We start from the raw sequence: 13,733 nt of genomic DNA, 5'->3' as shown, positions 1-13,733 counted from the left end.
GTGCACTAGCTCACGGACCTCGTGAACTACTTCACGAAAACTACTTCACGAACCCCTCCTCCTTCATCCACTCCAACGCCACCTGATGCGGATCCTCCCCGTCCACGTCCACCTTCGCGTTGAGGTCCCGCGCCACGGAGTTGTTCAGCTTCTCGCTGATCGGGTCGAGGACCTCGGGGATGGCCGGCCACTTCTTCAGGGTCCTGGAGTTGATCATGGGGGCGGCGTTGTAGTTGGGGAAGAACTTCTTGTCGTCCTGCATGACCACGAGGTTCATCGACTTGATGCGGCCGTCCGTCGTGAAGACCTCGCCGTAGAGGCAACTGCCCTTCGCGACCTGGGTGTAGATGATCCCGGTGTCCATCTGGGTGATGTTCTTCGCCGGCACGTCCATGCCGTAGGCCTTCTCCATGCCCGGCAGTCCGTCCGCCCGGTTGGCAAACTCGACCTCGACGCACAGGGTCACCGCGCCGGGGTCGGACTTCGACAGCGCGGCCACCTCGGAGAGGGTGTTCGTGCGGTACTTCCTGTGGTTCGCCTGGTTCATCGCCAGGGCGTAGGTGTTGTTCAGCGCGGAGGGCCGGAGCCAGGTCACCCCGTTCTTCGCGTCGGCCTCGCGCACCGCCTCCCACTGCGCGTGCGGGTCCGGGATGGGCTCGCTGCGGCCCAGGTACGTGATCCAGGCCGTGCCCGTGTACTCGTACCCGGAGTCGGCGTCCCCCTTCCGCACCGCCTCCCGGCTGCCGATGGAGCCCTGGATGCCGGTGCGGTCGAGCACCTCCGCGCCGGCCGCCTCGAAGGCGATGCCCATGATCGCGCCGAGGATGAGCTGCTCGGTGAACGACTTCGACGTCACCGTCAGCTCGGCGCCCTTCAGCGGCTCACCCCGGCCGATCGTGCCGGGCCGTACGTCGTCGGCCATGGGGGAGCCGCTCGTCAGACCACAGCCGCCGGCCGAGGCCGCCACCAGCAGCCCCGCCGCCAGGAGCACGCTCGCCCGGCGCCTCATGTCTCCAGCCCCCGCGGCCGCAGCAGCACTTCCGCCAGCGACGCCAGCCAGTCCACCAGCAGGGCGAGGGCGACTGTGAGGACCGAGCCCAGCACCAGCACCGGCATGCGCTGGTTGGTGATGCCGGCCGTGATCAGCACTCCGAGGCCACCGCCTCCGCCGAAGACCGCCAGGGTCGCCGTACCGACGTTCAGGACCAGGGCCGTGCGGACGCCCGCGAGGATCAGCGGGACGGCGAGGGGTAGTTCCACCCGCCTCAGCACGCCCGTCGGGGACATGCCGATGCCGCGCGCCGCCTCCAGCAGTGTCGGGTCGTTCGCCTTGAGACCGGCGATCGTGTTGGACAGCACGGGCAGGACGGCGTAGGCGATCATGCCGATCAGGGCGGCCCTCCGGCCGATGCCGAGCCAGATCACCAGCAGGGCGAGCAGGCCGATCGCGGGGGTCGCCTGGCCCATGTTGGCGAACGCCATGGCCACCGGGGTCGCCTTCCGGAACGCCCGCCGGGTGAGCAGGATCCCCAGCGGGATCGCGATGATCAGCACGAAGAAGGTGGAGATCACCGTGAGTTCGACGTGCTGCCACAGGGCCTTGGAGACCTGCCCGCCGGACAGCGCGTTCTCGGAGACCGCGTCCAGGTCCGCCTGCTGGAACCACAGCCAGGTTGCGAGCAGCATCGCCACCAGCAGGGCGGGCACGAAGGTGAGCTTCTGCCAACTCACCTTCCGGGGAGCGGGCTTCGTGGCGGCGGAGGAGGGAGAGGGGCGTTCGCCCGTGTCGCCCGTGTCGCCCGTGTCGCTCCTCCAGGCCGTGCCTGCCGCGTCGGGCTCCTCCGGCGCCGTCGGCCTCGTCCCGGGGGCTTCGGGGCTGCTCACGCCTTCTTCTCCCCTCCGTCGCCGCCCTCCTGCTCGGCGTGCGTCCGCTCGGCCCGTGCCCCCTCCAGGTCGTGCTGGGCCTCCAACGCCTCCAGCCGGTCCGCCTCCAGCAGCTCGTGCACGGAGTTCATCAGCGTCTCCATGTCGACGACGCCCGTGTACTCACCGCGCCGTCCGGTCACCGCGACCCGCCCCGCGTTGTCGATGAGGACCGCCTCCAGGGCGTCCCGCAGCGTGGCGTCCCGGGTCACCGTGTCGTGCACCAGCGTCCCGGCCCGCGCCAGCGAACCCCTGGCCCGCATCAGGTCGCCGCGCCGCAGCCACTTGTACGGCCGTCTGCGCTTGTCGAGCAGCAGGATCTCGTTCGTGCCGCTGGACCGGAGCCGGTTGAAGATCTCCTGCAGCGGGTCGTCGACGGTCACCGTCGGATAGTCGGTGATCTCCACATCCCGTACGCGGCTCAGGTTCAGCCTCTTCAGCGCCGCCCCGGCACCCACGAACCCGGACACGAAGTCGTCCGCCGGGTTGGTGAGGATCGCCTCGGGGGTGTCGAACTGAGCGATGTGGGACCGTTCGCGCAGTACGGCGATACGGTCACCGAGTTTGATCGCCTCGTCGAAGTCGTGCGTGACGAAGACGATCGTCTTGTGCAGCTCGTGCTGCAGCCTGATCAACTCGTCCTGGAGGTGATCACGGGTGATCGGGTCGACCGCGCCGAACGGCTCGTCCATCAGCAGGACGGGCGGATCTGCGGCCAACGCCCGTGCCACGCCCACACGTTGCTGCTGACCGCCGGACAGCTGGCGCGGGTACCGGCCGCGGAACTCCCCGACGTCCAGCCCGACGAGGTCGAGCAGCTCTTCGACCCGCGACGTGATCCGCGTCTTCGACCAGCCGATCATCTTCGGCACGAGCGCGATGTTCTGCGCGACCGTCATGTGCGGGAAGAGCCCGGCGGACTGGATCGCGTAGCCGACCTTGCGGCGCAGCTTCACCGGGTCGATGTCGGTGACGTCCTCGCCGCCGATGCGGATACGGCCGCCGGTCGGTTCGATCAGCCGGTTGATCATCTTGAGCGTCGTGGACTTCCCGCACCCGGAGGGGCCGACGAAGATGACCACCTCGCCTGCCTTGATCTCCATGTTCACGTCGTCCACGGCCGGCTGCGGGCTGCCCGGATACCGCTTGGTCAGGTTCTCCAGCTCGATGGAGGCGCCGTGGTGGTCGCTATCGGACACGGATCCCCCTCGGAATGGTCAGCCGCCCGATCAGGACGTACGCGGCGTCGAACAGCAGCGCCAGGACGATGATCCCGAGCGTGCCGGCGAGCACCTGGTTGAGCGCGTTCGCGCTGCCCAGCGAGGCGAGACCGCGGAAGATCACATTGCCGAGGCCGGGGCCGGAGGCGTACGCCGCGATCGCCGCGATGCCCATCAGCATCTGCGTCGAGACCCGGATCCCGGTCAGGACGGGTGGCCAGGCCAGCGGCAGCTCCACCCTCAGCAGCTGCGCGAGACGGGACATACCGATGCCCCGGGCCGCGTCCACCAGCGTCGGGTCGACGCCGCGCAGCCCGACGATCGCGTTGCGCACGATCGGCAGCAGGCCGTACAGCGTCAGTGCGATCACCGTGGGCGGAACGCCCAGTCCCACGATCGGGATGAGCAGACCGATCATGGCCAGCGACGGAATGGTCAGAATGCCCGAGGTGGTGAGCGTGGCGAAGTTGCCCGCCCACTCGCTCCGGTACGTGGCCACGCCGATCAGCACCCCGAGCAGGGTCGCCACGACCATGCACTGGAAGACGGCACTGGCGTGCTGCAAGGCGTCGGTGAGCAGCTGCTGGTGGCGGTTGCCCAGGTACTCCCAGAAGCTCACACGGACTCCCCACCACATCGCGGGCTAGCTGTTCTCCCGGTCCTCCGCCGCCTGCTCCACCAACGGGATGATCCGCAGCGGGACGGGGTTCTCCATCACGATCGCCGTGGAGGCCCGGACGATCCCATCGAAACCGACAACCCGGTCGATCACACGCTGGAGATCGGCGTTGGAGCGCGCGACGAGACGGCACAGCATGTCCCCGGTACCGGTGGTGGTGTGCAGCTCCAGCACCTCCGGCACGGTCGCCAAGTGGGCCCGTACGTCGGCCCCTTGCCCCTGCCGGATCTGCAGCGTCGCGAAGGCGGTGACCGGATACCCGAGCGCCGCCGGGTCCACCTCGGGACCGAACCCGCGGATGACTCCGTTCGACTGAAGCCGGTCCAGCCGCGCCTGCACGGTCCCGCGGGCCACCCCCAGCCGCCGGGACATCTCCAGCACCCCGATCCGCGGCTCCCGCGCCAGCAGCAGGATGATCCGCCCGTCCAGATGATCGATCGCCACGACAGTCCGTCCTCTCCCTCGCGATCCTTCGACGACCCTCTCCGCTCGGGTGGTCATCCTGTACAGAAATGCCGCAGAAGCGCGCCCATCACTGAGCAGATTGCCCAGCGAGAAACCAAACTATTGCGCACCTTGCCGCACCGGAGTGAGGCTGCGCCTATGACGCAGACCACACACCACACTCCCGACACCGCCCGGCAGGCCGACCCCTTCCCGGTCAAGGGAATGGACGCGGTCGTCTTCGCCGTGGGCAACGCCAAGCAGGCGGCGCACTACTACTCGACCGCCTTCGGCATGCGCCTCGTGGCCTACTCCGGACCGGAGAACGGCAGCCGCGAGACCGCGAGCTACGTGCTGGAGAACGGCTCCGCCCGTTTCGTCCTCACCTCCGTCATCAAGCCCGCCACCGCCTGGGGCCACTTCCTCGCCCAGCACGTGGCCGAGCACGGAGACGGCGTCGTCGACCTCGCCATCGAGGTCCCGGACGCGCGGCGGGCGTACGAGTACGCGCTCGAGCACGGCGCCACCTCCGTCGCCGAGCCGTACGAGCTGAAGGACGAGCACGGCACGGTCGTCCTGGCCGCCATCGCGACGTACGGCGAGACCCGCCACACCCTCGTCGAGCGCACCGGCTACGACGGCCCGTACCTCCCCGGCTATGTGGCGGCGAGCCCCATGGTCGAGCCGCCCGCCCAGCGCACCTTCCAGGCCATCGACCACTGCGTGGGCAACGTCGAGCTCGGCCGGATGAACGAATGGGTGGGCTTCTACAACAAGGTCATGGGCTTCACGAACATGAAGGAGTTCGTGGGCGACGACATCGCGACCGAGTACAGCGCCCTGATGTCGAAGGTCGTGGCCGACGGCACGCTCAAGGTCAAGTTCCCGATCAACGAGCCCGCCATCGCCAAGAAGAAGTCCCAGATCGACGAGTACCTGGAGTTCTACGGCGGCGCCGGCGTCCAGCACATCGCGCTCAACACGAACGACATCGTCGCGACCGTCCGGACGATGCGCGCGGCCGGCGTGCAGTTCCTCGACACCCCCGACTCGTACTACGACACCCTCGGCGAGTGGGTCGGCGACACCCGCGTGCCCGTCGAGACCCTGCGCGAGCTGAAGATCCTCGCGGACCGCGACGAGGACGGCTATCTGCTGCAGATCTTCACCAAGCCGGTCCAGGACCGTCCGACGGTCTTCTTCGAGATCATCGAGCGGCACGGCTCCATGGGCTTCGGCAAGGGCAACTTCAAGGCCCTGTTCGAGGCGATCGAGCGGGAGCAGGCCAAGCGCGGGAACCTCTGAAGTCTCCGCGATGAAGCTGCTGCGATGAAGCTTCTGCGAAGCCTGTGAAGTCGCAGAAAGCGCAACGTAGAAAGCGCAACCACAACGGCCCGCTCGGGCCTCTCCAGTCGTGCGGGCGTCACGGGGCGCCCGCACGACCCGGGGAGAGAAGAGTGGCCGACCCGTTCGACCTGTCCACACCGTCCGAGCGCTGGCTGTGGAAGAAGGACACCCTCAAGGAGCCGACGATCCTTCAGTCGTTCGCCTTCGACGAGGCGAACGAGCATCTCTACGTCCTCCAGCTCACCCGGGGCGGCTCCACGGCAGGCGACCTCTGCCTCAACCGGCTCGACTACCGGGGCAAGCGGCTGGGCCACATGTATCTGCGCGGCTTCGGGCACGGCGTCAGCATGGGAGTGCAGCACACGTCCGACGGCACCGTGTGGATCTGGACCGAGGCCGACGCCAAGGGCGGCTACGGCAGGGGCGTCACCCGCTTCCGCTTCGTCGCCGGCGCCGTCCGCACGGGGGAGGACGTCAAGGTCCGCCACCCGATCCCCGGCTCCACCCACAACCAGCCGTCGGTCTGCCCGGTCTCGCGGCGCATCGCCGTCCGCCACCGCGTCGACGACAAGCCCCGCTACCGGATCTGGGACCTGGACGCGTTCGTCGCCCGCGACTACTCCGAGCCGATCGCCGACTTCCCGCAGACCGGCGCGCATCCCGACCCGGCGATCCCGTTCCAGGGGTACGCCCTGCACGGCGACCACCTCTACCAACTGGCCGGGACCGCGTACGACGCCAGGACCAACCCGCCCGCCAAGCGCGGCAACGTCCACGTCTCCTGCCTCGACACCAGCACCGGCCGCCTGCTCGACCGGCAGCGCACCGAGGCCGGCCACTCCCTCGACCACCGCGAACCGGAGGGCCTCGCCGTCCGCCGCGGCCCCGAACCCCGGCTCTGTCTGGGGGTCGCGTCCGGGCCGGAGGGGGCGCGCAGGTTCTCGATCTACTACAAGCCGCACCCGGCCTGAGGCGGCCGTACGCTGACCCCATGGCCAGGATCAACGACGTCGGCGGTACGCAGGGGTTCGGCGCCATCGACACGAGCGACGACACCGAACCGTTCCACGCGGACTGGGAGGCGCGGGTCGTCGGCCTCTTCAACGCGCTGCGCGCGCAGGGCGTCTTCAACACGAACGAGTTCCGGGACGCGATCGAGTCGATGCCGCCCGCGGAGTACCTGGCGGCGTCGTACTACGAGCGCTGGTTCACCGCGATCTGCGCGCTGCTGGAGCGCAAGGGCGTGATCGAGCCGGGTGAGCTGGATGACTGACCGCTTCCCGCCCGGCACCCGCGTCCGCACCTTCCACCACGACCCGCCCCACCACACCCGCCTGCCGCGGTACGCGCGCGGCAAGCGCGGCGTGGTCGTCGAGCCGGAGGGCCCGGACGAACTGCCCGACATCAGCGCGCGGGGCTCCGGCGACGCGCCCGTCGAGCAGATCTACGCGGTCCGCTTCGAGGCCCGTGACCTGTGGGGCGAGGGCGATCACCACGTCGTACTGGACCTGTGGGAAAGCTACTTGGAAGAAGACCTGGAAGAAGACCTGGAAGAGGACTGGGAAGACGACGAGGAAGACGACGAGGAAGGTACGCCCGATGAGCGGTGACCACACCGACGCCACGATCGCCCGGCGGGTACGGCGGCTGGAGACCCTCCTTGAGGAGAAGGGCCTGGTCACCGGCGAGAAGGTGGACGAGGTGATCGACGCCTTCCTCGCGGAGTCCTCGCCCGCGAACGGGGCGCGCGTCGTCGCCCGGGCGTGGACCGACGAGGCGTTCAAGTCCCGTCTGCTGCGGGACGGAACGGCGGCCGTCCGGGAACTCGGCTACATGGACGGCTCGTACCAGCGCCTGCGGGTGGTGGAGAACACCGCCACCACCCACAACGTCATCGTCTGCACCCTCTGCTCCTGTTACCCGCTGCGTCTCCTCGGCCCGTCCCCCAGCTGGTACAAGTCCGAGGCGTACCGCTCCCGCGTGGTCCGCGAACCCCGCGCGGTCCTCGCCGAGTTCGGGGTGGAGCTGCCGCCCGGCACGCGGGTCACGGTCTGGGACTCCAGCGCGGAATCCCGCTACATGGTGCTGCCGCGCCGCCCGGAGGGCACGGCGGGGATGAGTGAGGAGGAGCTGGCGGGACTGGTGACGCGCAACGCGCTGATCGGCACGGCAGTGGTGTAGGGCGAGGGCGGAAGGCGGAGGCGCAGCGTAGAGGCGGAGGCGCAGGGTGGAGACGTAGGCCTCACTTCCGCCGCGGCTTCGCGTCCATGTCCGGTACGTCCTCCACCGACGGCTCCCCGAGCGCCTCCAAGGCCGCCTCGGCCAACGGCACCCGCGTAGGCGAGAAGTGCGGATTGATCCGCAGCGCCTCCTCCAGATGCCGCCGCGCGGGCCCCGCCATCTCCAGCTCCCGCTCGATCATCCCCCGGTGATAGACGTACAGCGCGCTGCGCACCCCGCCCCCGTGCTGCCTGTCGGTCGCCTTGCGGGCGAACTTCAGCGCCTCCTCGTCCTCCCCGGCCCGGTGCAGCGCCCACCCCAGCGCGTCGGCCACCGCGATCCCCGGCTGCCGGCGCCACTCGGTCCTGAGCCGCCGTACGGCGAACTCCGCGTCGCCGTGGTCCGCCTCGAAGCGGCCCAGCACCAGTTCCTCGTCCACGCCCCCGGCCGCGGCCCGCGCCGCGCGCTCGCGCAGCAGGTCGTACTGCACGCGCGCCGCCTGACCCAGTCCCAGTGACTCGTACAACTCGCCCAGCTCCAGCGCGTACTCGGGCAGCGGCTGCTTGGCGAGGGCCGCCCGGTACGCGTTCAGCGCCTCCGTCGAGCGACCCAGTGCGGCCAGCGTCCGCCCCTGCCCGGCGAGCGCGGCCCGCTGGTCGGGGTCGAGGCGCACCGCCTCCTGGAACTGCCGCAGGGCCGCCTCCAGGTCGCCGCGTTCCCAGGCGAGTTGCCCGGCCCGTTCGAGATACGCCGCCCGCTCGGCCGGGGCCTCGGCGCCGGCCGCCGCGTCGGACAGCGCCGCCGCCGCGTCCTCCCGCCAGCCCCGGTCCCGGTAGAGGGCCGCGGCCCGCGCCCGCACCGCCGGCCCCGAGCGCAGCTTCAGCAGCCGGTCCAGCGTCCGCTTGGCGGCCTTGTAGTCACCCATCCCCGTCTGCGCGTCGATCAGCAGCGGATACGTCGTCCAGCGCTTCCGGTCCACCTTCAGCGCCGCCTCGCTCCATGTCCGCGCCGCGCCGAAGTCCCGCCGCGCGTTCGCCAGCGCCGCCATGCCGTCGAGCGCCTCGGCGTTGCGCTCCCGCACCCTCAGCGACGTACGCAGCGCCTTCTCGGCCTTCGGGTAGTACCCCGGATCGGCGGTCCGCCGCCCGTGTTCCACATACGCCGCCCCCAGCACCGCCCACGACGAGGCGTCCTTGGGATGCGTCCGCAGGTACGCCTCGCGCTCGTCGATCAGCACCGCCAGATCGGGCAGCGCGGCGGGCACCCCCGTGGTGACCGCGGCCAGCGCCTGCGCCCCCGGCGCCGGTGCGGGCGAACCCGTCCCGCCCGACCCCGACGGCAACAGCGTCAGCACCCCGCCCAGCACCAGACACCCCGCCACCGTGGCGATCAGCACCCCACGCCGGCTGCGCGGACGCGCCGGGCTTCCCGGCCCGTCCTTCGGGGCGCCGCTCCCCGTCGCGTCGTCCTTGGAGGTGCCGCTCCGAGCAGAGGTGCCGCTCTCCGTAGGGGTGCCGTTCTCCGTGGCGCTGCTCTGTGTGGCGCTGCTCTGCGTCGTGATGCTCTCCGTCGCGCTGTCGCCCATGGCGCTGTTCTCCATGGCGATCACTGTGCGTGAAACATGGCGTCAATACGACGACCACACCCGGCTGCCGCCGGCTGCCGTACATGGGGTTCACACCGATGGCCCCGGGTGTCACGCTGTGATCATGAGCCGTATCGAAGCCGCACCCGACCAGGCCCGGGGTGACCTCACCGAGCGGCTGCTCGCGGGTCTGCCCGCCGAGGCCGTCCTGACCGACCCCGACATCACGGCGTCCTACGCCAACGACATGGCCAGCTTCTGCCCGGCCGGCGCCCCCGCCGTGGTCGTGCTGCCGCGCACGGTCGAAGAGGTCCAGCACGTCATGCGCACCGCCACCGAGCTGCGCGTCCCGGTCGTCCCGCAGGGCGCCCGCACGGGCCTGTCGGGCGGGGCCAACGCCTCCGACGGCTGCATCGTGCTGTCCCTGACCAGGATGGACCGCATCCTGGAGATCAATCCCGTCGACCGCATCGCCGTCGTCGAGCCCGGCGTCATCAACGCCACCCTCTCCCGCGCGGTCAACGAACTCGGCCTGTACTACCCGCCGGACCCGTCCAGCTGGGAGATGTGCACGATCGGCGGCAACATCGGCACCGCGTCGGGCGGCCTGTGCTGCGTGAAGTACGGGGTGACGGCGGAGTACGTCCTCGGCCTGGACGTCGTCCTCGCCGACGGGCGCCTGATGTCCACGGGCCGCCGTACGGCCAAGGGCGTCGCGGGGTACGACATGACCCGCCTCTTCGTCGGCTCCGAGGGCTCGCTCGGCATCGTCGTACGGGCCGTCCTGGCGCTGAAGCCGCAGCCGCCGCAGCAGCTCGTGCTGGCCGCCGAGTTCGCGTCCGCGGCGGCCGCGTGCGACGCGGTGTGCCGGATCATGGAAGGCGGGCATGTCCCGTCGTTGCTGGAACTGATGGACCGTACGACGGTCAAGGCGGTCAACACCATCGCGAACATGGGGCTGCCGGAGACGACCGAGGCCCTCCTCCTGGCCGCCTTCGACACCCCGGACCCCACCGCCGACCTCGCCGCCGTCGGCACCCTGTGCGAGGCGGCCGGTGCCACCCAGGTGGTGCCGGCGGACGACGCGGCCGAGTCCGAACTCCTCCTCCAGGCACGCCGGTTGTCCCTCACCGCGCTCGAAGCGGTGCGCGGCGTGACGATGATCGACGACGTGTGCGTACCCCGGTCCCGGCTGGGCGACCTCATCGAGGGCGTGGAACGCATCGCGGACAAGCACCAGCTGACCATCGGGGTCGTCGCCCACGCCGGCGACGGCAACACCCACCCGACCGTGTGCTTCGACGCGGCCGACCCCGACGAGTCCCGGCGCGCCCGCGAGTCCTTCGACGAGATCATGGCCCTCGGCCTGGAACTGGGCGGCACGATCACCGGCGAGCACGGCGTGGGCGTCCTGAAGAAGGAGTGGCTGGCACGCGAGATCGGCCCGGTCGGCATCGAGATGCAGCGCGGAATCAAGCAGGTCTTCGACCCACTGGGCCTCTTGAACCCGGGCAAGCTGTTCTGACCGGCCCGTCCTGTTCCTCCCGTCTCACCGATACGCCTCACTGGGCGAGCAGTTGATCGAGCGCGTCGTCGATCCCCAGCTGCTCGCCCTCCATCCCCGGCGGCACCACCCGCAACGTCCGCTCCAGCCAGGCCGACACCTGCGCCGCCGGCGCCTCCAGCAGGGCGTCCCCGTCGGGCGAGCTCAGCCCCATCAGCACGAGGCTGCGCCCGTCGACCTTCGTCGGCCACACGCGCACGTCCCCGTACCCGCAGGGCCGGAACACCCCCTCGACGAGCAGATCGCGGGAGAAGGTCCAGTGCACCGGGTGGTCGGAGTTGACGTGGAAGGCGATGTGCACGGCGTACGGATCGTCGCTGTGATAGCTCAACAGCGCCGGAACCGGGACGCTCCGCTCGGGCGACAGAATGAGCCGAAGCTCCAGCTCGCGCTCTACGACGGTGTGATGCATGGCGTACACGTCCTCTCTCGTGGCTCGCGCGGTCCCTGTGGACGGGCCCGTACGAGTGGAGAGGGAGCAGGGGCGCGGATCATTACGCGGGTTCGCGGAACTTTTTTCGAGTCCGTTTCCCGGCCCACTTCCGGGAGGGTTCCGGACGTGTGCGGTACGTGTGCGAGGTTGCCCGGAAAGGGGTGGGTCCTACGGGACTGGCGGTGCATGTTGCGCCGGTCTGGCTGTGTCTTCCCGGGGGGGGCGACCCCCGGACCCCCAGCCGACCGACGGGCAGCCGTGCCCGAACGGGTGGCGCTCGACCGGTGCTGCGGGTGCGTGATGGCCGGGGTTTCGCGTCCCGGTTCCGGACGTGTGCGGTACGTGTGCGAGGTTGCCCGGAAAGGGGTGGGTCCTACGGGACTGGCGGTGCATGTTGCGCCGGTCTGGCTGTGTCTTCCCGGGGGGCGACCCCCGGACCCCCAGCCGAGCGACGGGCAGCAGTGCCCGAACGGGTGGCGCTCGACCGGTGCTGCGGGTGCGTGATGGGCGGGGTTTCGCGTCCCGGTTCCGGACGTGTGCGGTACGTGTGCGAGGTTGCCCGGAAAGGGGTGGGTCCTACGGGACTGGCGGTGCATGTTGCGCCGGTCTGATAGATGTGGAGGCCCCTATTTGACCCACGAGCAGATACCGGACGACGGACATGAGCGCCCCAACCCCGGCCCCCGGTGACGACAGGCCCCGCGAAGGGTATTACCCGGACCCATCCATTCCTGGATATGTCCGGTACTGGAACGGTGCCTCCTGGGTGCCGGGCACCAGCCGTCCGGCACCGGCGGACGGTGAACCGCTCGCCCCGCCGCCGGGCGCGAACCCGGACGGGCCCGCCGCTGCCCCGGCCGCCTCCGTCGAGGAGACCGGACCGCACTTCTTCGACGAGGAGCCCGCGCCGGGCCACGCCCAGCACGGCAGCCGGCCGGAGCCGGCGTCCGCCTGGGGCGCCGACCCCGCCCACCAGTCGGGCTTCGGCGGCGACCAGGAACACCGCGTCTCCTGGGGCGCCCAGCAGGACCCCGACCCGAGGGACCCGCGCGCGGCGGCCCACCCGGACGGACACGCCGCCGGCACCGACGGCTCGGCCAACGTTCCGCCCGCCGAGCCGGACGCCGGTTCCGGGGACACGTTCATGATCCGTCGGCCGGTGGCGGGAGGAGCCGGGGGAGCGCAGTCCTCCGGTGCCTCGGGGCAGGCCACTCCCGATATCCCCGGCCCCGGCGGCCCCGCCCCCGTCGACGGCACCATGGCCATCCGCGCGGTGTCCCCGCGCACGGGGCAGCAGGGACAGGCGGCCGGGGCGCAGGGCGGAAGCACGGGCGCGTCCGCCGGCCCGGGCGCCGCACGTGCGGACGCCGACCGCCCCGCGGCGGCCGGTGCCCCGCAGGGCCCCGGCTTCGGCGCCGGGAAGGCCGCCGCCGAACGGGCCGCCGTGGCCCAGGGACAGGCTCAGACGGCCGCCGGGGCCGCAGCCGCCGCCCAGGCGGCCGCCGGTGCCCCCACGGCCCTCTCCGGCCCGCAGCAGGCCCAGCAGGCCGCCGCCCCGAGCATCCCCCAGCAGTCCGGCGGCCCGCAGCCCGCGGCAGCCGCCTCCGGCGCGCCCATGACGTCGGGCCCCGGCGGCGGCCAGTCCTCCTGGGCGCAGCAGGTGCACCGACTCGCGGGCCCCGACGACGACCAGCCGGTCGCCCCGTGGAAGCCCCCGACCATGGACCCGTTCCAGGCGGCCGCCATGCGTCAGGCCGCCGCCCGCCCCGCGGGCCTCGGCAAGCGGCTGGCCGCGCGGCTGCTGGACACCGTCGTGCTGGCCGCCGTCACCGCGGTGGCCGCCGTGCCGCTCGGCACCAAGGCGATCGACCACGTCAGCGAGAAGATCGACGCCGCCAAGCTCTCCGGCGAGACGGTCACCGTCTGGCTGCTGGACGGCACCACATCGGCGTATCTCGGCATCATCCTGGCCGTCCTGCTCCTGTCCGGCGTCGCCTACGAGGTCCTGCCCACCGCCAAGTGGGGCCGCACGCTGGGCAAGAAGCTGCTCGGCCTGGAGGTGCGGGACATCGAGGCCCACGAACCCCCGGAGTTCCGTGCGGCCCTGAAGCGCTGGCTCGTCTACAGCGTCCCCGGTCTGCTCGTCGTCGGCGTCGTCGGCGTGCTGTGGTGCGTGTTCGACCGGCCGTGGCGCCAGTGCTGGCACGACAAGGCGGCGCGTACGTTCGTCGCGGGATGACCGGATACGACGAACGGCCCGGATGATCCCGTACCCCGGACGGCCCCGCGCCGGATGCGAAGCCGGGCGGTTCGCGGTC

14 protein-coding genes are annotated in these 13,733 nt (G+C 71.0%); 7 read left to right on the top strand and 7 right to left on the bottom strand.

Annotation, left to right across the window (positions count from 1 at the left end; all coding sequences use genetic code 11):
* Positions 1 to 40 precede the first annotated feature (40 nt).
* The 5 genes from ABIE67_RS18605 to ABIE67_RS18585 are packed head-to-tail and all read right to left on the bottom strand — an operon-like array spanning position 41 to position 4,266.
* On the bottom strand, positions 41 to 1,009 hold the full coding sequence (locus ABIE67_RS18605; RefSeq protein WP_370258808.1) for a glycine betaine ABC transporter substrate-binding protein: 969 nt from the start codon (positions 1,007 to 1,009) through the stop codon (positions 41 to 43).
* On the bottom strand, positions 1,006 to 1,884 hold the full coding sequence (locus tag ABIE67_RS18600; RefSeq protein ID WP_370258806.1) for an ABC transporter permease: 879 nt from the start codon (positions 1,882 to 1,884) through the stop codon (positions 1,006 to 1,008). The genes ABIE67_RS18605 and ABIE67_RS18600 overlap by 4 nt, the downstream gene beginning before the upstream one ends.
* Positions 1,881 to 3,122, bottom strand: coding sequence for a betaine/proline/choline family ABC transporter ATP-binding protein (locus ABIE67_RS18595; RefSeq protein WP_370258801.1), 1,242 nt, complete (start codon positions 3,120 to 3,122; stop codon positions 1,881 to 1,883). Before ABIE67_RS18595 ends, ABIE67_RS18600 begins: the two co-directional genes overlap by 4 nt.
* The gene (locus ABIE67_RS18590) at positions 3,112 to 3,762 is read right to left on the bottom strand and encodes an ABC transporter permease (RefSeq protein WP_370258797.1); all 651 of its coding nucleotides are present in this window, start codon (positions 3,760 to 3,762) and stop codon (positions 3,112 to 3,114) included. The genes ABIE67_RS18595 and ABIE67_RS18590 overlap by 11 nt, the downstream gene beginning before the upstream one ends.
* A gap of 24 nt (positions 3,763 to 3,786) precedes the next feature.
* Positions 3,787 to 4,266 (bottom strand): Lrp/AsnC family transcriptional regulator, encoded by a 480-nt coding sequence (locus tag ABIE67_RS18585; protein ID WP_370258793.1) that lies wholly within the window; start codon positions 4,264 to 4,266, stop codon positions 3,787 to 3,789.
* 159 nt (positions 4,267 to 4,425) lie between these two features.
* On the opposite strand from ABIE67_RS18585, the gene hppD reads away from it, so the two are divergent.
* The 5 genes from hppD (at position 4,426) to nthA (ending at position 7,794) form a co-directional block, all read left to right on the top strand.
* Positions 4,426 to 5,571, top strand: coding sequence for a 4-hydroxyphenylpyruvate dioxygenase (gene hppD / locus ABIE67_RS18580; RefSeq protein WP_370258790.1), 1,146 nt, complete (start codon positions 4,426 to 4,428; stop codon positions 5,569 to 5,571).
* A 152-nt stretch (positions 5,572 to 5,723) separates the two neighbouring features.
* Positions 5,724 to 6,584, top strand: coding sequence for a Teichoic acid biosynthesis protein C (Precursor) (locus ABIE67_RS18575; protein ID WP_370258786.1), 861 nt, complete (start codon positions 5,724 to 5,726; stop codon positions 6,582 to 6,584).
* Between the two features lie 20 nt (positions 6,585 to 6,604).
* A complete protein-coding gene (locus ABIE67_RS18570) occupies positions 6,605 to 6,886 on the top strand; it encodes a hypothetical protein (RefSeq protein WP_370258782.1) in 282 nt (93 codons plus the stop codon).
* Positions 6,879 to 7,223, top strand: coding sequence for an SH3-like domain-containing protein (locus ABIE67_RS18565; protein WP_370258777.1), 345 nt, complete (start codon positions 6,879 to 6,881; stop codon positions 7,221 to 7,223). Before ABIE67_RS18570 ends, ABIE67_RS18565 begins: the two co-directional genes overlap by 8 nt.
* Complete coding sequence (gene nthA / locus ABIE67_RS18560; protein ID WP_370258772.1) at positions 7,213 to 7,794, top strand: nitrile hydratase subunit alpha; 582 nt, start codon at positions 7,213 to 7,215, stop codon at positions 7,792 to 7,794. The genes ABIE67_RS18565 and nthA overlap by 11 nt, the downstream gene beginning before the upstream one ends.
* 61 nt (positions 7,795 to 7,855) lie before the next feature.
* Here the strand turns inward: nthA and ABIE67_RS18555 are convergent, their stop codons facing one another.
* Positions 7,856 to 9,433, bottom strand: a complete 1,578-nt coding sequence (locus tag ABIE67_RS18555; protein WP_370258767.1) for a hypothetical protein — start codon at positions 9,431 to 9,433, stop codon at positions 7,856 to 7,858.
* A 103-nt stretch (positions 9,434 to 9,536) separates the two neighbouring features.
* On the opposite strand from ABIE67_RS18555, the gene ABIE67_RS18550 reads away from it, so the two are divergent.
* Complete coding sequence (locus ABIE67_RS18550; RefSeq protein WP_370258762.1) at positions 9,537 to 10,943, top strand: FAD-binding oxidoreductase; 1,407 nt, start codon at positions 9,537 to 9,539, stop codon at positions 10,941 to 10,943.
* Between the two features lie 37 nt (positions 10,944 to 10,980).
* On the opposite strand, the gene ABIE67_RS18545 is transcribed toward ABIE67_RS18550, so the two are convergent.
* Positions 10,981 to 11,394, bottom strand: a complete 414-nt coding sequence (locus ABIE67_RS18545; protein WP_370258758.1) for an SsgA family sporulation/cell division regulator — start codon at positions 11,392 to 11,394, stop codon at positions 10,981 to 10,983.
* Positions 11,395 to 12,076: 682 nt separating this feature from the next.
* On the opposite strand from ABIE67_RS18545, the gene ABIE67_RS18540 reads away from it, so the two are divergent.
* Positions 12,077 to 13,654, top strand: coding sequence for an RDD family protein (locus tag ABIE67_RS18540; protein ID WP_370258754.1), 1,578 nt, complete (start codon positions 12,077 to 12,079; stop codon positions 13,652 to 13,654).
* The last annotated feature ends 79 nt before the right edge of the window (positions 13,655 to 13,733 follow it).

The organism is Streptomyces sp. V4I8, from assembly GCF_041261225.1.
Taxonomy (GTDB): domain Bacteria; phylum Actinomycetota; class Actinomycetes; order Streptomycetales; family Streptomycetaceae; genus Streptomyces.
Note: the sequence above shows the minus strand (reverse complement) of the source record. Positions and strands in the feature narration are given on the sequence as shown.